The 18,788-nt window shown below is 40.1% G+C and carries 17 protein-coding genes and 2 pseudogenes; 11 read left to right on the top strand and 8 right to left on the bottom strand.

The genetic code is table 11. From position 1 onward, the window contains the following. Positions 1 to 4: 4 nt before the first annotated feature. The 4 genes from U1P77_RS05030 to U1P77_RS05015 form a co-directional block, all read right to left on the bottom strand. Positions 5 to 673, bottom strand: a complete 669-nt coding sequence (locus tag U1P77_RS05030) for a DsbA family oxidoreductase (RefSeq protein WP_321156281.1) — start codon at positions 671 to 673, stop codon at positions 5 to 7. Positions 674 to 819: 146 nt separating this feature from the next. Beyond that, complete coding sequence (locus U1P77_RS05025; RefSeq protein ID WP_321156280.1) at positions 820 to 1,374, bottom strand: carboxymuconolactone decarboxylase family protein; 555 nt, start codon at positions 1,372 to 1,374, stop codon at positions 820 to 822. A gap of 467 nt (positions 1,375 to 1,841) precedes the next feature. Then, complete coding sequence (locus tag U1P77_RS05020) at positions 1,842 to 2,135, bottom strand: putative quinol monooxygenase (RefSeq protein ID WP_321156279.1); 294 nt, start codon at positions 2,133 to 2,135, stop codon at positions 1,842 to 1,844. Positions 2,136 to 2,213: 78 nt separating this feature from the next. Further along, positions 2,214 to 2,369 carry a hypothetical protein gene (locus tag U1P77_RS05015; protein WP_321156278.1) on the bottom strand — a complete coding sequence of 52 codons (156 nt, stop codon included), beginning with the start codon at positions 2,367 to 2,369 and terminating at the stop codon, positions 2,214 to 2,216. Between the two features lie 511 nt (positions 2,370 to 2,880). Between U1P77_RS05015 and U1P77_RS05010 the strand changes: the two genes are divergently transcribed. The 8 genes and pseudogenes from U1P77_RS05010 to U1P77_RS04975 all read left to right on the top strand — a co-directional run bounded on the left by U1P77_RS05010 (position 2,881) and on the right by U1P77_RS04975 (position 10,388). Then, the gene (locus U1P77_RS05010) at positions 2,881 to 3,240 is read left to right on the top strand and encodes an IS630 transposase-related protein (RefSeq protein WP_321156277.1); all 360 of its coding nucleotides are present in this window, start codon (positions 2,881 to 2,883) and stop codon (positions 3,238 to 3,240) included. A gap of 34 nt (positions 3,241 to 3,274) precedes the next feature. Further along, positions 3,275 to 3,781 (top strand): annotated as a pseudogene (locus U1P77_RS13530) (transposase). 20 nt (positions 3,782 to 3,801) lie between these two features. Then, positions 3,802 to 4,482, top strand: coding sequence for a glutathione S-transferase family protein (locus U1P77_RS05000; RefSeq protein ID WP_321156275.1), 681 nt, complete (start codon positions 3,802 to 3,804; stop codon positions 4,480 to 4,482). Positions 4,483 to 4,530: 48 nt separating this feature from the next. Beyond that, positions 4,531 to 5,388, top strand: a complete 858-nt coding sequence (gene yghU / locus U1P77_RS04995; RefSeq protein ID WP_321156274.1) for a glutathione-dependent disulfide-bond oxidoreductase — start codon at positions 4,531 to 4,533, stop codon at positions 5,386 to 5,388. 167 nt (positions 5,389 to 5,555) lie between these two features. Then, on the top strand, positions 5,556 to 6,140 hold the full coding sequence (locus U1P77_RS04990; RefSeq protein ID WP_321156273.1) for a TetR/AcrR family transcriptional regulator: 585 nt from the start codon (positions 5,556 to 5,558) through the stop codon (positions 6,138 to 6,140). Between the two features lie 424 nt (positions 6,141 to 6,564). Beyond that, positions 6,565 to 8,319, top strand: coding sequence for a hypothetical protein (locus U1P77_RS04985; protein ID WP_321156272.1), 1,755 nt, complete (start codon positions 6,565 to 6,567; stop codon positions 8,317 to 8,319). Between the two features lie 384 nt (positions 8,320 to 8,703). Next, the gene (locus U1P77_RS04980; RefSeq protein WP_321156271.1) at positions 8,704 to 9,087 is read left to right on the top strand and encodes a hypothetical protein; all 384 of its coding nucleotides are present in this window, start codon (positions 8,704 to 8,706) and stop codon (positions 9,085 to 9,087) included. A gap of 236 nt (positions 9,088 to 9,323) precedes the next feature. Next, positions 9,324 to 10,388 carry a 2,3-butanediol dehydrogenase gene (locus tag U1P77_RS04975; protein WP_321156270.1) on the top strand — a complete coding sequence of 355 codons (1,065 nt, stop codon included), beginning with the start codon at positions 9,324 to 9,326 and terminating at the stop codon, positions 10,386 to 10,388. 680 nt (positions 10,389 to 11,068) lie between these two features. Here the strand turns inward: U1P77_RS04975 and U1P77_RS04970 are convergent. The 4 genes and pseudogenes from U1P77_RS04970 to U1P77_RS04955 form a co-directional block, all read right to left on the bottom strand. Further along, complete coding sequence (locus U1P77_RS04970) at positions 11,069 to 12,325, bottom strand: type II toxin-antitoxin system HipA family toxin (protein ID WP_321156269.1); 1,257 nt, start codon at positions 12,323 to 12,325, stop codon at positions 11,069 to 11,071. 17 nt (positions 12,326 to 12,342) lie between these two features. Then, on the bottom strand, positions 12,343 to 12,648 hold the full coding sequence (locus U1P77_RS04965) for a helix-turn-helix domain-containing protein (protein ID WP_321156268.1): 306 nt from the start codon (positions 12,646 to 12,648) through the stop codon (positions 12,343 to 12,345). Positions 12,649 to 12,962: 314 nt separating this feature from the next. Further along, positions 12,963 to 14,193, bottom strand: a pseudogene (locus U1P77_RS04960) (IS256 family transposase). A 78-nt stretch (positions 14,194 to 14,271) separates the two neighbouring features. After that, positions 14,272 to 15,027: a glycosyltransferase gene (locus tag U1P77_RS04955; protein ID WP_321156267.1), complete on the bottom strand. Its 756-nt coding sequence runs from the start codon at positions 15,025 to 15,027 to the stop codon at positions 14,272 to 14,274. 499 nt (positions 15,028 to 15,526) lie between these two features. Here U1P77_RS04955 and U1P77_RS04950 point away from each other — a divergent pair, with 499 nt between their 5' ends. The 3 genes from U1P77_RS04950 to accC all read left to right on the top strand — a co-directional run bounded on the left by U1P77_RS04950 (position 15,527) and on the right by accC (position 18,761). Further along, positions 15,527 to 16,240: a DarT1-associated NADAR antitoxin family protein gene (locus tag U1P77_RS04950; RefSeq protein ID WP_321156266.1), complete on the top strand. Its 714-nt coding sequence runs from the start codon at positions 15,527 to 15,529 to the stop codon at positions 16,238 to 16,240. Positions 16,241 to 16,812: 572 nt separating this feature from the next. Continuing rightward, positions 16,813 to 17,346 (top strand): acetyl-CoA carboxylase biotin carboxyl carrier protein, encoded by a 534-nt coding sequence (gene accB, locus U1P77_RS04945; protein ID WP_321156265.1) that lies wholly within the window; start codon positions 16,813 to 16,815, stop codon positions 17,344 to 17,346. Between the two features lie 68 nt (positions 17,347 to 17,414). Then, positions 17,415 to 18,761, top strand: coding sequence for an acetyl-CoA carboxylase biotin carboxylase subunit (accC, locus tag U1P77_RS04940; protein ID WP_321156264.1), 1,347 nt, complete (start codon positions 17,415 to 17,417; stop codon positions 18,759 to 18,761). Positions 18,762 to 18,788: the final 27 nt, after the last annotated feature.

Here is an 18,788-nt window from a genome sequence, read left to right as displayed (position 1 = left end):
TCGTTTAGTCTGGCATCTCAGCCAATTGCTGTAGAATGCTGATGTAGTTCTCAACGCCTTGGGCGCCGCTAACCAGATGACGACCGTTAAAGATAACGGATGGTACACTTTGAATGCCTTGTTCTTGCGAGCGTTGTACGGCCTCGCGTATGTCTTTGGCAAAACGCTGATCTTCGATAACGGCTAATGCTTCAGTACGGTCTAACCCAATATCTGCTGCAATATCTGCAAGCACGGCACTATCAGACACATTGCGATTGTTTGTGAAATGCGCGGTGAATAGTGCCTGCTTCAAATCGTGCATGCGCCCTTGCTGATCCGCCCAGTGCAACAGTTGATGCACGTTAAAGGTATTGTACGTTCGCGTGTCATCCGTAAATTGGAACTCGAAGCCAACTTCTGCGCCTGCGGCTGTCATTCTAACGCGGCTCTCTTCAGAGTCTTGAGCCGTGCTGCCGTACTTCTCCATGATATGCTCGCGCAGATTTTGTCCTTCAGGTGGCGTGTTGGGATTCAGTTCAAACGGATGCCAATGAATCTCATGCGGGGTATTGGTCTGTTTCAATGCCTCAGCGAGCTGCCGATAGCCGATAACACACCAAGGGCAAACAACGTCTGATACGATGTCTATTTGTAGGGGTTGCTCTGATAATAACTGCTTTGAATTTTCCATATGACCTCTCGTGAGCTTCTACCTATAAATTTAACTGAAAAACTGCTGCCCGATTGACTTCTGAACAACAGTCTTTCGAACAACAGTATAAAAACATCAGAGGGATTATAACAACCCCTAACTGGTTGTGTTATTAGTCAGCTTCATTAGTCAGCTTTGTGCCATTCAAATTTTTGGAATGGTTTGTCTATCGGTGTGTTGGCAAGATGGTTGGTATAGTTGCTCATTACTTTTTGAGCGGTACCAAGAATGACTTCAAGAACCTGACGCTTGGTATAACCAGCATCCAAAAATGCTTGAACAGCGCTATCATCAACATTACCACGGTTACGGACAACGGAGAGCGTGAAGTCGCGTAGTGCTTCTAGGCGTACTGTTGGTAGCGGGGTTTCGTTACGTAACGCTTCAGTGATAGCGTCATCTACTTTCATGCTTTTGGCGATGCCAGTATGGGTAGGAACGCAATAATGGCAGGCGTGCTCGACGTTGATGGTTTGCCATACGACAGTGGTTTCTTCATCATCGAAGCTGCTGTCTAAGAACAACTGATGTAGACGTTGGTAGGCTTCGAGTAGTCCTGGTGCTTCTGCCATGACCGCGTGCAAATTTGGAATCATGCCAAAGGCATTGATAGACACGTCGAGCAATTCTTGGCTGTCTGCTGGGGCACTTTGCTTATCGTGAAGGGTAAAGTCAGTCATAATATAATTCCTAATAATAAATGTGAGATTTTTCATGTCAGCTTAAAGTTGGTTACTGATTAAGGCCTAATAATAAATTTGAGCATTCACTCAAATTGAGCCGTAACGCTTCTTTAGGCGGGTCAACAGAAATCACTATAAATGATATTGAGCGAACGCTCAACATATATTTGAGCAATCGCTTAAATAAAATGTAACGAGTGACTTACATTCCTCTTATCTATAACAATTAGATCAGTAATATCCGTAACTTAGGTAAGTAATGCTTTGTAAGCATAAACGCATCAACGATGTTTGACACATCTCTATGGTCTTGCTAGTAAGGTTTATTGCACTAATTAGGTGAGTCGAAACATAATTATTCGGCATCAATAAGCAAAAAAGAAGAGCGCTTTTAAATTAGTTGGCGCTCTTCTTTTTTACTCTAAGTCTTATTTTTTATTCTAAACAGTTACTAAGTAAAAATACTACTGAGCAACCTCTGTCATCTCATTCAGGATGAACGATTCAACAGCGCCATCTGTTGCCGCTAAGTAGTCTTTTAAGTGTTGATTTTCCATATGTGTCAGCCACAGCTCACGTGACGCCCAGCTTTCATGAAACATAAAATGAGCCAGGTTTTCGTTGTCTTGGTATAGGTTGTATTGGAGACAGCCTTCCTCTACACGTGTAACTGGTAGGAGCTTTTCAAGTTCAGCCTTCACTAAGGCGATGTGGTCATCTTTTGCAATGATATTGGCAATAACGGTTAATGTGGTCATTTTTAGTCCTTTTTTAGTGGGGTTATATTAAAAACTTTCTAATACCATTTTACCGATTGAGGTGCTGGATTCTAGTGCTTAATGGGCGACGCGCAAATTGGCTGCGTTAATAATACCTATATTTTTGGCAACCGTGGTTTGAATATGACCTTGATTGATTAGATCAGAAACACGGTTTAATAGGTGGCCTTGCGCTTCCATGTCTGCTGCTTGAAACAGCGAGCGGGCAAACATGAATCCCCAATGGAATGATAAGCTTTTAAACTTGATTTTAATAATGTTTAAATCGTCCCGTGTCCCGTCCTAAAATAAGTCGATACATTTTTATTTAGCATTGGCGTTTATCGGTTACGGCGCATCGTATATTTCCTTTACTGCCTTATCAAAGTAATATTCGGTATTTTAGAGATGATACCTGCCTCTCTAGCTGTGCTTACCCTCATCAACCATTTAATCTAAATTATTTGACATAGGCACAACATTAACTTCTCTAAATATCGCGTAAGTAAAAACACTTATTGTGCCTAATTTTGATAATTAAATGAGTAGTTATTTAAAATTTGTACTTGAACGACCGTTCATTTGTAGTTATAGTGGTTCTAACACCAAGCAATAAAGAAACGGTTCAACCCACAACTCACATTCTTGATTATTTCTATAGTGACCAGACTAATATTTTCATATAGTAGGTTCTCTATAAACAAGATACAATAACTTAAAGATAAGCAGAGCAGTAGAAGAATATATGACTTATTCAACAGACTTTCGAGCGCAAGTGATTAAAAACATCAAACAACAGGATATGAGCATTCGGCAAGCCTGTGCTTTTTACAATATCGGCAAAACCACCTTACAGCGCTGGCTCAAAAATCCGAGTATCAAACAGACAAGAGATAAACCGCCAAGCAAAATACACGATGACCTATTATTAAAAGATATTGAACAATATCCAGACGATTGTCTGTATGAACGAGCACAACGCTTCAATTGTAGTAAGACGGGTATTCATACGGCTTTAAAACGCCTTGGCATCAGTCAAAAAAAAGACCTTGGAACACCCAAAAGCGTGTCCGATAAAAAGAGCGGTGTACCAGAAGAAGCTTGATAGCTTTACGCAGCAAGGTTATCCCATCGTTTATATGGATGAAAGTGGCTTTGAGTTTGAGACTATAAGACCCTATGGCTATGCACCTATTGGAACTCCTTGTATCGACAGCTACAACTGGCAAGGTAAAAAACGAACCAATGTCATCGGTGCTTTGTATGAAAAGACGCTATTTGCGCTTGATTACTTTGAGAAAAATATTAATGGTGACATATTCTACGACTGGTGCAAATATACCCTCATCCCAAGCCTCAAAACCAAGTGCGTGATAGTCATGGACATGAGCAAGGATAAAGCAAAGCACTGCTTTGCCCGAGCGCAAGACGAAGGCTATGCCTGAGTGACAAGCTTTCACAAAAGGGTTAAAAGATTGCTCAATAGACACGGTCATCGCCTGTTATTTCTACCACCCTATAGCCCTGATCTAAATCCTATCGAGAAAAAGTGGGCACAAGCAAAGTTTCTACGCCAAGGTTGGATGGAGAATAATTTAAAGAAACTATTCCATGATATGGGTTGTATTTCTTTTATTGTGAACTGATTATATAATAGGATAAAGTTATGCTTAAGTTTTATTTTCACCAAACCCCAAACCCAATGAAAGTGGCTGTTTACCTTGAAGAGACTGGGTTGGCGTACGAATTGGTCGCTGTAGACACTCTAAAAGGTGAGCAGCACACGCCTGAATACCGCGCTATCAACCCAAATGGCAAGACACCGGCAATTGAAGACGATGGTAAGCGCGTGTTTGATTCAACTGCTATCTTGATGTACCTCTCTGAGAAAACGGGAAAATTAGCAGGAAAGCCAGAAGATCGCGGTGAAATGCTATCGTGGTTGCTGTTTCTAGCGACAGGCCTTGGACCTTTTTCTGGTCAATCCGTTCATTTCAGACATAAAGCGCCAGAAAAAATACCTTATGCTATCAATCGCTATCTCCGTGAAGCTGAACGTCATTATGAAGTGCTCGATACCCACATGGAAGGCCGCGAGTATATAGTTGGCGACGAGTATTCAATTGCCGATATTTCAGCATGGGGCTGGATTGACAAGGCAACATTCGTATTAGGCGAAGAGGGTTTAGAGAACTATCCTAATCTAAAGCGCTGGTTTGCAAGCATCAATGCACGTCCTGCGGTAGAAAAAGCACGAACTCTTGCTAAAAATATCGAGTTTAAGACTGAGTTTGATGACGTTGCCGCACGGGCGCTATATCCACAAAACTTCGATAAAAAAGCCTAATCACTAGTAAAAAGTCTAATAAATTTCACCAATATAGAAGTGATAAGAATGGAAAATCAATACATACCTCCCCAAATTTGGACTCATGACGCAGAAAATGGCGGTAAATGGGCAAGTATTAATCGTCCGGTGTCGGGTGCAACCCATGAAAAAGCGCTGCCTATTGGCAAGCATGCTTTGCAACTGTACTCAATGGGCACGCCTAATGGCCAAAAAATTACCATCATGTTAGAGGAGTTATTGGCATTAGGTAAGGATGCGGAATACGATGCCCACATGATTAAAATTGGCGAAGGGGATCAATTCACATCGGGGTTTGTAGCTATTAATCCCAACTCTAAGATTCCAGCATTAGTCGATCACTCTGTCGATGATGCTGAGCCTATTTTTGAGTCGGCTTCAATTTTAGTGTATCTTGCTGAAAAATTTGGGGTATTACTGCCTAAAGAAGGTAATAAGCGTACAAAGGTCTTTAACTGGCTGTTTTGGTTACATGGCTCTGCGCCATACTTAGGTGGTGGGTTCGGTCACTTTTATGCTTATGCACCCGAAAAATTTGAATACCCCATCAATCGTTTTGCGATGGAAATCAAGCGCCAATTGGATGTATTAGACAAGCAATTAGCGACGAACGAATTCATTGCTGGTGATGAGTACAGTATTGCGGACATTGCCACTTGGCCTTGGTATGGCAATTTAGTTTTGGGGAATTTATACGACGCAAAAGAATTCCTTCAGGTTGAAGAGTATACCCACATCCAGCGTTGGGCGACAGCCATGTTAGCGCGACCAGCAGTACAACGTGGCTGCATCATCAACCGCAATTGGGGTGAAGAGTGGGAGCAACTCGAAAACCGTCATAATGCTGAAGATATTGATAGAGTCTTAGCATTAAAGCCAAAGTAGCTTATTTCGAATAAAGCCAAGCGATAACGTAAAAAACCAAGTAATATTATTATTACTTGGTTTCTGTTTTTTAAGAGCAATTTTAAGTTTTTAAGGCCAGTTTTAAGGCAGATAATTAAGAGCAATTTTTAGACAAGCTTTTAAGACAAAATTTTTAAGGTAAAATTATGAGTGCCCCAGTAAAATTTAATCGCGATGATGTGATTGAAAAAGCAAAAAATCTCTATTGGGAAAAGGGCTATCACGCAACGTCAATGAGAAATCTACAAGATGTGGTGAAAATGCATCCTGGTAGTATTTACGCCGCTTTTGGCAGCAAAGACAAATTATTTACAGAAGCATTAAATCGTTATGCTAAAGACGGTGCTCAGAGGCTTGCCGACTGTATGGCAGAAGAAGTCACCGTGCTGGGTGGTTTGAAGCGATTCATTCATAGCGTGACTGTATGTAATCAAGCCAATGCGCCAAGTGGTATGTGCATGATTGTCAAAACGGTCGCTGAACTCACCCAGAACAATAGCCCAAATTTGTTGACTCATGCAACGGGTATTTTAGAGAATACAGAAGCATCCTTTGCTACTATTTTTGAGCAAGCCATCGATAATGGTGAGATCAGCGTTGAGAAAAATCCGGTTAAGCTGGCGCGTTATTTCCAAATTCAAATAATAGGTTTGAAGACGTATGCTCAAGTCACCAATGATAGTGATGCCGTAGAAAAATACATTGATGATATCTTTGAAAATATGGTGTAGAAGGGTGTTTTTCTCTAGCGTGTTATAGAGCAGTCATATATTCACAAGCGACACGTGGAGATAGGATTGCTTTATCACATACGCCCTGAGTGAACCGCCCCGGGTTTTTCAGAGGCTCATTAATCTGAAAGAATAGAACAATGAGTAAAAACACATACACCCCGAGATTAAAGAACATGCTGTCCGTATGCTGATTGGGGCATCAAATGACTACCCATTAGCATGGGTTGCCACACAAGCAAAGTTTCTACGCCAAGGTTGGATGGAGAATAATTTAAAGAAACTATTCCATGATATGGGTTGTATTTTTTTTATTGTGAACTGACTATATCTTGTTTATAGAGAACCTACTATACTGTTGTTTTAAGAGCTTATTCGCTTAGTATGGCATTTATGAAATGGAATTTCTGCAGGGGCAAGCACAATGAATATTCGTGATCTTTCTGAATATCAGCTTTATAAATTAAAATCGATGGACCCTAACCTAAGTCCAGATTGGCGAGAAATAATTCAGAGTATTCTTCCTGATTTAGATCCGGAGAGTCAACATAGTTTATATAAAAACATACTAGAACCTCGAGGTATCTATCTCAATGCCAATGAAGAACTAATACACAAACGTCCTGCCACTTTAAAAGAAACTATGGGAAACATTCAAACTCATAATAATGATCTACTAGCCATAGTCTCAGATATGTTCAAAATTATTAATTCGCGCTCTGAGTATTATGACGCTATGCAACTCGCTGATGAAATTGAAGCAATATTTAGTTGTTTAGATAACTTAAATATACACAACTTATTATATGAACATAAAAATCGTAAAAGAATGAAAATAGCTTTTTTATATGACTTAGCACAATGGATAGGCACTGTTAAATTAAAAGTCTCCCCTAGTTTTCGCAAACTGGACTCCCATATGATTAAATCATACCTAAAGGAGGTCTTTATTAAGCAGAAAATACAAGGACAAGACTTCCGAAAGTGGGATTCATCTGACATAGATTTTCAAAAATCTACTTATATACCTTCTTTCATTAGGAATGAGGGGAAAGATAGAGGTTTTTTGGTTGTAGAAGGACAAAAATACTGGTTTTTAATTGGAAATACGGATGAAATTGGTAAGAATCCTTATTCTTTTCGACGGTTTCTTCATGAAGATAGCAGTGGCAATAGTGCTGAAAAGTACGTCTATCTAACACATGTTGTTATCAGAAAATATGATATGCATGACTTAAAATATCTATCTCATTGCTCCTTTTCTATGAGTCGGTTTTACACGCTTGATCGAGGGACGCCCGATACAATTTTGGATTTTGTTAATGAAACCCGAAGTCTGAAAAGGAGGTATTTAAAACCTTTACTAAAAGAACGTTTAGAACAAGTCGGCGGTTCTATAGAAGCCATTATAAAAGAGCGTATGATAACTTACGAAAAACAAGTTTCAGTATTAATACTTCAGAAACTACCCAGAATTCAAACTATCCTTCATAAGAAAGGTGATCAAGACTATCTAATCTATCATTTAGATAGATTACTTAAGGAAATGATAGAAGGTGTTCAGGATTTTAGATTACAACCTTTAGTCATGTACTCTCCCAGTAGTGAGATGTTGCTAATTAAATTAATGGCTTTAAGAATGCTACTGACTAAATCTCATGACTTTATTTTTTCTCAAGAGTCAAGCATAGAGGAGCGTTCAGAAGTTATGGGTATGCCACTCTTCATGGTTAAAGAAAAATTAAATGAGACTAAAATATCTATAAGAGAACTTGAAGACCTAAAAAACAATCTCGATAATTACTTTACAATCAAAGAACAAGGAAGCTTTTGGAAAAAAATTGCATTGGGGAGAAGGCCTAGATATACGGTAGAGGATATTAATAAAAAGAAGTTACATCTTAAAAAAGAAGTTTTTATATCGATTATTCGCATGGCTAAATCTCAAAACAGAGGTATGGTATACATAGAATTCGAATGTGATGAAATTATAAATAAAACATACAGACATTATGCGCTAGCAGATGGAGAACTAGGAATTAGCCGTCTACCAAGGGTACTACGACTATCTGAAGACAAAAGAGAGTTTAATATCGACTACATAAGCCAAGTAGTAAACCAGAATGTTTTTGAAGCGAATCAACTATGGTATAGTCGATTCAATTTAAAAACGATATAGTGCTGCTGGTATGAATTTTTTGCAGGCTCGAAGCACGCTTGCGAACAGCACGCAAGAAAAATTTATACCAGTAGCACGTTGATATGAACGACTCTCTTTTATTTTGAACTGACTCTATATGTAATATAAAAGTTGCTCTAGACAACTATATTGTTAACCTATTAGAAAATAAGCACATGTATAGATATAGAGTAATTGCTAAACTATCGGCAGGATATGACCATGCTGCTTAGGTCTAAGTATGAAGATTTAATAATAAGTTTTGATTAGTAAATTATAAGCCAGTATATGCCGTCATTACAATACACCACCTCTTTTCATTCTGGCATGCCGATAAGGGGAAACCCCTTAACCCCAAAAACCTTACGGATAGAAACATGAACGATGAAAAACAAGCTAAGAAAGTCAGAGATCGATATGTACAAATCCGTATTGGAGAGAACAGGCTTGGTTGGTATCAGTATTGATGAGTTTGAGATGGGATGTTTGTCTGGGAAATATGCTCACTTCATACAAGCTAGTGCAATGGGGAAACTTGATTCAGACAGAGCAATCGAGAAAACTATGAGCCAAATCCCTAAAAGTCTTAGCATTAATTCTATGATGTTGGAAGTTGAGAGTAACCGTAATATATCGTTTGACGAATTTGAAACTATAAGAACTGCGATTGAGAGAAGGACTGCTATTGACGCACCTGTGTTCTACAGTTCAGAAATTATTGATAAGCCTAAACATTGCTGGATGGGAGCAATATATGTTGCCGGCTAGTTCATTTAAACGCTCACATTAACATTAACAATTAATACAAGTTGCTAGGACTTATCCAGCTGATTACCTTTATTTAGAATGTGGTTTATAGTATTGTTTCGAATAATAAATTTTCTTTATCATAGCTAGTTTCACCCAACAATACTTGATAATTCAACTCTGCTCTGGGCATGATAGTGGTAAGTAAACTTCATATTTTTCATTAATTTTTCTAATGATAACCGAAGGAGATTTATATGAAAGCTGCACGTTTTTATGACAAAGGCGACATCCGCATTGAAGACATTCCAGAGCCCACTGTAAAACCAGGCACCGTTGGTATCGACGTTGCCTGGTGCGGTATTTGTGGTACTGACTTGCATGAGTTTATGGAAGGTCCTATCTTTATTCCTCCTTGTGGTCATCCTCACCCGATTTCAGGAGAGTCTGCTCCAATCACTATGGGTCATGAGTTCTCAGGCGTCGTTTATGCTATCGGCGAGGGGATTGATGATATTGAAATCGGCCAGCACGTCGTGGTTGAACCGTACATTATTGCCGATGACGTGTCTACCGCACCTGGTGAGAATTATCACCTATCGAAGGATATGAACTTTATCGGCCTAGGCGGTCGCGGAGGTGGTTTATCTGAAAAAATTGCGGTTAAACGCCGTTGGGTACACCCTATCTCTAATAAAATCCCATTGGATCAAGCAGCTTTGATTGAGCCGTTAGCAGTTGGTTACCATGCTTTTGTGCGCAGTGAGGCTAAGGCAGGTGATATTGCTTTAGTTGGTGGTGGTGGTCCGATTGGATTGTTATTGGCTTCGGTTCTAAAAGCCAAAGGTATTACCGTAATCCTTACCGAATTAAGTGCCAAACGTAAAGAAAAAGCTAAAGAAAGTGGCGTTGCCGATTATGTTTTAGACCCTACTCAAGTCAATTTGACTGAAGAAGTCATGAAGATTACTAATAATCGCGGTGCAGACATTGCCTTTGAATGCACTAGCGTCAATGAGGTATTAGACTCGCTGGTTGAGCTCACCAAATCCGCTGGTGTGGTAGTGATTGTCTCTATCTGGAGCCACCCAGCCTCAGTAAATGTACATAGTGTGGTCATGAAAGAGCTTGATCTACGTGGTACTATCGGCTATGTAAACAACCACAAAGAAACCATTAAATTGGTCGAAGACGGTTTAGTTAATCTTGAGCCTTTTATTACTCAACGTATCAAATTAGATGATTTGATTTCTAAAGGCTTTGAGACCTTAATTCATAACAATGAATCAGCGGTGAAAATCATTGTAAACCCAAACCTGTAAACCAATAAGGTGAAAGAGTTAGCTTCCGCAGATTAAGGTTATTGAAATAACTACACCATCCTAATCTGTACATTAAAATTAATCAATCTAAACTAAAAAATGCCAACCATCCAGATTGGCGTTTTTGCTTGGTATTAGAAGTACTGTGGAAACCCCAATATCAACAAAGCCATAAGACATTTCTAAATAAACCGTTTAGTTCTAAAAACATTGATGATAAAAGCTTTCAGGATTTTTTATTGCTTAAAATACTTAGCTAGCAACATAAATTATTGAAAGATACCATATAATTTTCAATATGGCGTGTGATTTTTTGTGGTGCTGACTGCTTAGCGATTACTTTTTACAGACATCTAGAGTCTTTAACAACAAGTTGATATTTTTTTAACAATATTACACGCTGAGTTAAAAATTTTAACAACATTATTTGGCTGTCACTATTATAATTAGGGGTTGTATAGGCTTAGGGCTGGTTGAAAAAATAAGCAATGTCTTATATTTTTGTTTACCACAACAAAGAGAAGATGCGTCACTTATGGTTTGTACCATGCACAATGGCGCGACTTACCATCCTGCTTTAGCAAGTGGTTTACGGTATATTACAAATACCGCTATTAGCGTAAAACGGAAAAATGGCAGCAACTGATGACCATAGTGACAGCCTACCGCTGAGACGTACTCTATATCAATAGAGTCATCCTCTCAATGTTCGCTTTCACATCACAAATCACTTGGTTCAACAACCCTCTTTCAATGGAATAATCATTAATAACAGTCAAAAAGTATTCAGCAACTGAGACCACTTGCTCAATAATAGCGCGTGCCTTATTTTCTTTGATATCGGCACGGTTGGCAAGTTTTAATAAATGTGCGGCAGTAGGGTGTTTGGCCTCACCGCCAACATCCATCTGATGATAACCGTTCATACCTGAATTATAGGCAATATCATAGACTGGAGATAAGGACCAGTTCCCCGCTTTATCCATTACAAAAGAAAAGTTCTTACTATGGTCGTCTTTGTTGTTGAAAATCACATTAAATACCGCTTGTCGGTAGGCTTTTTCTACTTGACATTGCGATTGGGTCAACATACGTACACAGCGTAGGTATTGCAAGTAATCCAGAGATGGTGTTCGAAAATCAAGATTCAATAAACCGGCTAACGTATGCACATGAACCCTTTGCTTGCCAATGCGATCAAAGCGTTCAACACCAAAAGCAGCATGGCTGTCATCAATGTCAAAATAATGATGGGCAGGCATGTTAAGGCCGGCTTGCTTTGCCATATCTGCGTAGAGTGCCTCTAAAAGGCAAACACTTTTATGCTCAGACTGCGCTGGGAATTTGATGAGCCATGGCATGGCGGATGGATGGCTACTCGTTAAATCAGTAGTGAGATATTCAGACGCTTCATCGTATAAAACTAAGGCTTTAGGCCTTGCTCCTTGTGGAGAGCCACCGATGACGATGAGCTCAGCCAATATATCACTGTCCTGTCCAGATAAAATAGTATGATTGGCAGCAGCAAGCTTAGCTAGACTCAGATCGGCGGTATCAAGATTAATGTCGTGTTGAGGCTCAAAGCTAAGCGCACCCATCGCTGAGTTACCAATATACGCAAGGCGTTCTAAAACACTTACTTGCTGAGCAGGATTATCCACTGTTTTGCGAAAAAATCGATCCATCAGCAACATACCCCAGCCATCAGGTAAGCTATCGGATAACAATCCGCATAAATAATGACTCGATGCATGAGTACCATAATAAGGCGCTGGTCGTAATGGCATCTCTATCGGAGACAAATCAAGCCCATCGGCCAACCACAAGGGGCTATAGCCAAAGACGGGGCGTCGACCATCCATCGTTAGGTGACCAATGAGGCGATGCGCCCCAAACCCTTGGTAGTAAACATTAATTAATAATGTGGGTTTATACATGTAAACGTCTGCCTTAATTAATTTTTATTCGAAGCACGCTGGCGAAGGTTTCGTTTGGCAATAATATCTTCGATAGTGGTAGGAACATCCTCAAATAAATCAGCAAACTGATTAACCATTCCAAGCCCTATTGCCAGCCGAATCACGTTATCTAGTGTACCGCCTTGACCTGACTCAATTCGAGCTACGGTGCTAACCCCAACACCTGCTTTATCTGCTAAGGTGCTTTGTGTTAAGTTTAGTGACAGGCGACACGCCCTTAAGCGCTCACCTAAAATCTCACCAATCTCATTTGGTGTATAAAAATCGAATCTGATAGTCATGAATTAATCCAATTAATCGTTCAATATAGATAGATTATTAACTATTATACCATTTAAGGAATCAAGTATGAAGGATTGGTTTACTATTTACTTCGCATAAGTAATAGGGTTCTGAATAAAAATCAATGATCGGAAATAGCCCAAGTCGCGCTATATCAGATTGCATCTTTTGAATTGGTATTTAAGTGATTATCAACAAATATCCTCAATTATTAGTTAAAGCTAAATACACTGCTACAGCCTAAAAACCTAGAAAATAAAATTACAGGTTGTCCGCTATACTGAGCCCATCCCGAATTCTGTGTAACTGCCATTTAGATTAAATGCTTACTGACACGGTCATCAAACATAATCATAAAGCGATTTAAGGCAGACGTCCAGTTGCGAATAGGCATAGACCACTTTTTGGATGCCTGCTGGGTTGCCAAGAACACCACCTTAAACGCCGCCTGATCAGATGGGAACACCTTACGCTTATTCACCGCCGTACGGATCACACTGTTTAAAGACTCAATAGCATTGGTGGTATAAATAGCCTTTCTAATATCTTTAGGATAATTGAAGAATACCGTTAAGCCCTCCCAGTTGCTACGCCAGGACTTGACGACATGCGGATACTCATCACCCCATGTCTCATCGAAATGCTCAAGATTGGCTTGTGCCAGCTCAATGGTATCAGCGCCGTAAATCGCCTTTAAATCAGCAGCTACTTTCTTTTTATTCATCCATGGCACAAACTTCATTGAGTAACGCACCATGTGCACGATACACAGCTGAACCTGTGCTTTAGGGTAAACAGTATTGATGGCATCAGGAAAGCCTTTTAAACCGTCAACACAGGCGATTAAGATGTCTTGCACCCCACGGTTCTGCAGCTCAGTGAGTACAGTAAGCCAGAACTTAGCGCCCTCAAACTCTGATAGCCACATACCAAGCAGCTCTTTTTTACCGTCCAGTCCAACACCTAAAGCTAGATAGACCGCTTTGTTGATGATTTGCTTGTCTTGGCGTATCTTCACGACCATGCAGTCTAAGTAGACGATAGGATAGATGCTGCTAAGAGGCCTATTCTGCCAAGCGGTGATGTCGTCTATGATGTTGTCAGTAACCCTTGATACTAAGCTGCTTGATATTTCGACGTCGTAGATGTCTTTGATGGTCTCAACGATTTCAGTGGTTGTCTGACCTTTGGCGTATGAGCGAGGATAAGCAAGTGTCTGGGAGACAGTTGCCCGAAGCGCAAGACGAAGGGCTATGCCCGTAGTTGGAGATGATTTTGTCATCAAGACCGGTAATACGGCTTTGATGTTTACTAACCAGTACAGGCTCAAAGCTGCTGTCACGATCTCTTGGGGTGGATATCTCAAGCTCGCTTGTGTCACTTTCATGCTTGGGGTAGCCTAGATGATCTTCCATCTCAGCTTCTAAGGCAGTGTCGATAAACGATTGCATGAGCTGCTTCTGGAAGTCTTTGATGTCCTCAAAGCTATTCATGCTGCTAGCCATTTGTTCGGCCAGGATCGAAATGTCAGATTTGTTAGTCATTACTTATTCTCCTGTTAATGGATTATAAGCAGTTACACAGTTTTCAGGAAAGTCTCCGAATTAAGGCAATATTTTAAGTTATTCAAAGCTTTTAAGTAAATTTAACCACTTGCTTATTATATTATCGGGTTGATAAATTTCGACTTTCTCTTTACCTCTTAAGCTAATAATTTTTTTCTGCTCATCATCCTTCATCAAACTAATCAATGCTAAAGCAAGTTGATTAACATCATTTTCAGGAACTAAAATAGAGCCCGTACCTTTTAAAACTTCTGCGGGGCCAGGTCCACAATCAAAACTTACAATAGGCAGACCAAAAGCTAAAGCCTCAGTTAAAACCATACCAAACCCTTCTACTCGAGAGCTCAGGCAAAATATCTCAGCCTGCCTATAATATTGACCCACATTATCAGTCATACCAACCAACTCCACACTCTCGGTTATTTGGTTTGCTTCAATAAACTCGGTTAGCTGCACTCTTTCTTCACCCTCACCAACTATTTTTAATTTCCATTCTGGCATAACTGTAGTTACCTGAAGCCAAGCTTCAAGTAACAAATCAAACCCTTTTTGTCTATGTAGACGACCAACAGCTAATACTATTTTTTTATTTTTCTCAATATACTCTTGAACAGGAAACGGACAAGAATTCGCTATAGCGATTACTTGTGATTTGTGACGAGTATTTTTTAGCCAACATTCCTTATCTCTTTCGGTTAAAGTAACAACTGAGTCACAATATCGTGCCGCTAAATGCCTGACTATAGAGCTTCCGCTCATGCCTTGGCTAGGATCAAAGTTGAAATGCTCCCAGCCTATGTGTTTTACTTTCAAGCCTAAAGTCGCGGGCAAAGTATATGGAATACACTTTGTGTCTACTGCTATTACTGTGTCAACACTGAACCGCCCCGACTATATCAGAGGCTGTTGTATCTGAGTCACTAACTCCAAAAAGCCAGTGAGGTTATCAATAACCCTAAAATAGGGCAGGATAAATGCCTAATAATAAGATAAACTTCCCCGCGAGCGCTGATTGAGTTCAGTGCATTTCGGACTGGGCAGATGCATTTGACTACCAGAGAGTTAAATGGCAAGAGATAAAGAGGCGCTGCTAACAGTGATAGAGCGAGCGGCCATTATAAAATTCGCGTCAAAGCGGAGTTTCTAGGTTAGTAGATACAAACGGATAGCGAGATTGGCTATCAAACACTATAATTAATCAGTATTCATAAGATAATAATGTATTTAGATGACTGCTTATTTATATGCTATTTATGCCAGACCAGTTATGAAAGACCATTTCTAAAAGACCATTGATATAAGGCACATCGCTATGGAACAAACACAAAACGCTGTAGAACACAGACCCGTATTCATACCTAGAGTCAACAGTGACAATCTGGTAAAAACGGACATGGTTAGGTTTGAGCGGCATGTGGGATTTGCGAGTAGACAAAAGAAAAAATCTATCAATGACCTGCATCAAGTCATTTGCAAAAAGTATGGGTTTAAGCAAGTGTTAGAGCTATCTAGTAAATCTGGCAATAAGTTGAGTTTTTTGCTGAGTCCATTGAGCTTACAGCTGGCTAATGAGCATGATGGCAGGCAGTATAGTGTCGAAAACGCCTTTCAAGCCAGTAGTGTTTTTGAGTACGGTGGCCCCTATACCGACTTGCTGATAGCGCCGCCAAGACAAGCCAAAAAAGACCAGCGATTAATAACCTCGGGTGAATTAATCAGCTACAATTATTTTGGTATAGAGTGGAGCGTAGAGCCATTAACCACGTTTTATGATTGGCTGTATGTGAATGCCCTAAAGCAAAACCCTCAGCTGCATGAGGAGATCATGCAATATCAAGCCTTTACTGATATTGAGTTTAATCCCAAAAAATCTATCCATTGTGCGGCTTATGCGCTGGCTATGTTTGTGGCGCTCAATAAACGAGAGCTGCTCGATAATATTGAAGACCCAACGGTATTTTTCAACTTATATAATGAATTTAAAGTGAGTAACACCGAGCAGCTTTTGGAAGAGGGTTGGGTCTGATAGCCAGACCAGCTCTCAATTTGAAATAAGAAGTTAATCAATTAATTTTGCTTGTTATGTTAAATCCCATCCCAGCTACTTAGAGAGTAGCTCTACGTCTTGCTCTTCAGGTAAGTGTGTGGTGGCTAATAAAATTGGACAGCGCGTAGATAACTAAATTGATACTCTCTTGCCTAAGCTTGTCTCTAATAGGATTGACATCATAAGCTTTGTCAGCAACAAAATGCTCAGCACCTTGTATTATATCGATTAATTCGTTTGCAACTTAGCTGGCATGGACTTGACCCCCAGTGATTTCAAAATCAATTGGTTTTCCATACGAACTTTTTACTACGTTTATAATCGAATCGCTACTGATGCCTAGTAATAATATTGTTATTCATATCACTGCATTAATAAAGTAATCGACGTCTAATACAGTACAAGCCAGCCTATGATTTTCTGCTATAGCATCATAGTCATCAAAAATAACTAGAATCAATAACCTGAAATAGTCCAAGTTATTTTGATTACTTAGCATTGTATTTGGTATGTTAATCTAGGCTTTTTACTCTAATGGAATAGCTAGTAATATGAATATTAATTTTACTGATCTAGAAAAGCTGATAAAGCTAGCGGAACGCTCCGATATAAATTCTTTAGAAGTGACCGATGGCGACGCGCGTATCTCTATAGTTTGTCAGGCTAATGGCAATGAAAATAGCAACCATGCTGTCAACAATAACAGCAGCAGCAATCTCGCTACCAGCGCCTCAAGCTCGGAACAGCAAACGGCAATAGGCGCTGATGGCAATAAAGACAATACCAATGATATCAGTGCAAGCGGTCATAGTATTGATGAAAAAGCCCCTACTGAAGACCCAAAAAACCAAGTATTAGCTCCTATGCTAGGTAGCTTTTTTCGACGCTCAGAGCCTACAGCTGATGAATTTATCAAAGTTGGCGATAAGGTAGATGAGGGACAAACGCTGTGTATCATTGAGGCGATGAAAATGATGCATGAGGTAAAAGCAGGCATTGCATGCACTATCAAAGAGGTCTTAATCGATGAAGGTGATATTGTAGAGTATGGACAGATCTTATTTATCATAGAGCCAAATAGTTAAGACTAACCAACATTGCAAAGTATTGCACAGTTGCTGTATTTGATATTGTATTTCTTAGGAAAACTGACATGTTCTCAAAAATCTTAATTGCGAATCGTGGCGAGATTGCCCTACGTATTATCCGAGCTTGTAAACAGTTAGGCATTCAATCTGTAATTGCCCATTCGGAATCGGATAAAGACTCGCTACCCGTACGCTTAGCCGATGAAAAGATATGTATCGGCCCTGCTAATGCGACACACAGCTACCTCAATCAAAGAGCGATTGTCTCCGCTGCAAAAATTACCAACGCACAAGCCATTCACCCAGGCTACGGATTCTTATCCGAAAACGCAGACTTTGCCGCCTTAATTGAAAAATCTGGCCTCATTTTTATTGGGCCAACTGCAGATAATATAAGGAATATGGGAGATAAAGTCGCTGCAAAAAAACAAATGACTGTAGCTGGCGTGCCTTGTGTTCCTGGCTCCGAAGGTGCTTTGCCTACTGATAGTGATCAGGTCATCAAGATTGCAAATGATGTCGGCTATCCCGTTATTATTAAAGCCGCAAGCGGTGGCGGTGGTCGCGGTATGCGCGTCGTCGAAAAAGAGGCCGATCTATTATCCGCTATTTCTATGACCCAAACGGAAGCCCAAGCCAATTTCGGCAGTGCTATCGTTTATCTGGAAAAATATCTACAAACGCCCCGGCATATTGAAGTACAAGTACTGTCTGATACTCATGGTAATACTATCTACTTAGGTGAGCGCGATTGCTCTATGCAGCGTCGCCATCAAAAAGTAATTGAGGAAGCGCCAGCCCCAGGAATTACTGATGAGCAGCGGCAGCAGATAGGTAAAGCTTGTGTTACTGCCTGCCAGCAAATGCAATATAGAGGTGCTGGCACGTTTGAGTTTTTATATGAAAATGGTGAGTTCTTTTTTATCGAGATGAACACTCGAGTTCAGGTTGAGCACACTATTACCGAGATGGTCACTGGGGTTGATATCGTTCAAGAACAAATACGAGTGGCAGCAGGGTTAGCGCTAGCGCATAAACAAAGCGATATCTCTATTACTGGACATGCTTTTGAGTGCCGTATTAATGCTGAAAACCCTGATACCTTTTTGCCCAACGCTGGGCGTATAGAATACTGCCATATGCCAGCAGGTTTTGGTATTAGAGTGGACAGTCATATCGAGTCAAACTATACCGTGCCACCTTCTTATGACAGTTTGATCGCTAAAATATGCGTGCATGATCAGTCAAGAGCTCAGGCTATAAAAAAGATGCAAGCGGCATTATCAGAAGCGCAAATTACAGGGATTGATACCAATATTAGTCTTCATCAACGACTGTTTAAAGATGCAGGGTTTTGTCAGGGTCAAATGAGTATTCATTATCTGGCCGAATGGATAAAAGAAAACATATAAATCAACTATTCATGGCAAAAATCTGAA

Origin of the sequence: Psychrobacter sp. LV10R520-6, assembly GCF_900182925.1 — a bacterium.
Taxonomy (GTDB): domain Bacteria; phylum Pseudomonadota; class Gammaproteobacteria; order Pseudomonadales; family Moraxellaceae; genus Psychrobacter.
This window is presented reverse-complemented; position numbering and strand designations above follow the sequence as displayed.

Coding starts and splice junctions, on each gene's coding strand:
- U1P77_RS05030 (WP_321156281.1), bottom strand. CDS start 673: ATGGAAAATTCAAAGCAGTTATTATCAGAGCAACCCCTACAAATAGAC.
- U1P77_RS05025 (WP_321156280.1), bottom strand. CDS start 1,374: ATGACTGACTTTACCCTTCACGATAAGCAAAGTGCCCCAGCAGACAGC.
- U1P77_RS05020 (WP_321156279.1), bottom strand. CDS start 2,135: ATGACCACATTAACCGTTATTGCCAATATCATTGCAAAAGATGACCAC.
- U1P77_RS05015 (WP_321156278.1), bottom strand. CDS start 2,369: ATGTTTGCCCGCTCGCTGTTTCAAGCAGCAGACATGGAAGCGCAAGGC.
- U1P77_RS05010 (WP_321156277.1), top strand. CDS start 2,881: ATGACTTATTCAACAGACTTTCGAGCGCAAGTGATTAAAAACATCAAA.
- U1P77_RS05000 (WP_321156275.1), top strand. CDS start 3,802: ATGCTTAAGTTTTATTTTCACCAAACCCCAAACCCAATGAAAGTGGCT.
- yghU (WP_321156274.1), top strand. CDS start 4,531: ATGGAAAATCAATACATACCTCCCCAAATTTGGACTCATGACGCAGAA.
- U1P77_RS04990 (WP_321156273.1), top strand. CDS start 5,556: ATGAGTGCCCCAGTAAAATTTAATCGCGATGATGTGATTGAAAAAGCA.
- U1P77_RS04985 (WP_321156272.1), top strand. CDS start 6,565: ATGAATATTCGTGATCTTTCTGAATATCAGCTTTATAAATTAAAATCG.
- U1P77_RS04980 (WP_321156271.1), top strand. CDS start 8,704: ATGAAAAACAAGCTAAGAAAGTCAGAGATCGATATGTACAAATCCGTA.
- U1P77_RS04975 (WP_321156270.1), top strand. CDS start 9,324: ATGAAAGCTGCACGTTTTTATGACAAAGGCGACATCCGCATTGAAGAC.
- U1P77_RS04970 (WP_321156269.1), bottom strand. CDS start 12,325: ATGTATAAACCCACATTATTAATTAATGTTTACTACCAAGGGTTTGGG.
- U1P77_RS04965 (WP_321156268.1), bottom strand. CDS start 12,648: ATGACTATCAGATTCGATTTTTATACACCAAATGAGATTGGTGAGATT.
- U1P77_RS04950 (WP_321156266.1), top strand. CDS start 15,527: ATGGAACAAACACAAAACGCTGTAGAACACAGACCCGTATTCATACCT.
- accB (WP_321156265.1), top strand. CDS start 16,813: ATGAATATTAATTTTACTGATCTAGAAAAGCTGATAAAGCTAGCGGAA.
- accC (WP_321156264.1), top strand. CDS start 17,415: ATGTTCTCAAAAATCTTAATTGCGAATCGTGGCGAGATTGCCCTACGT.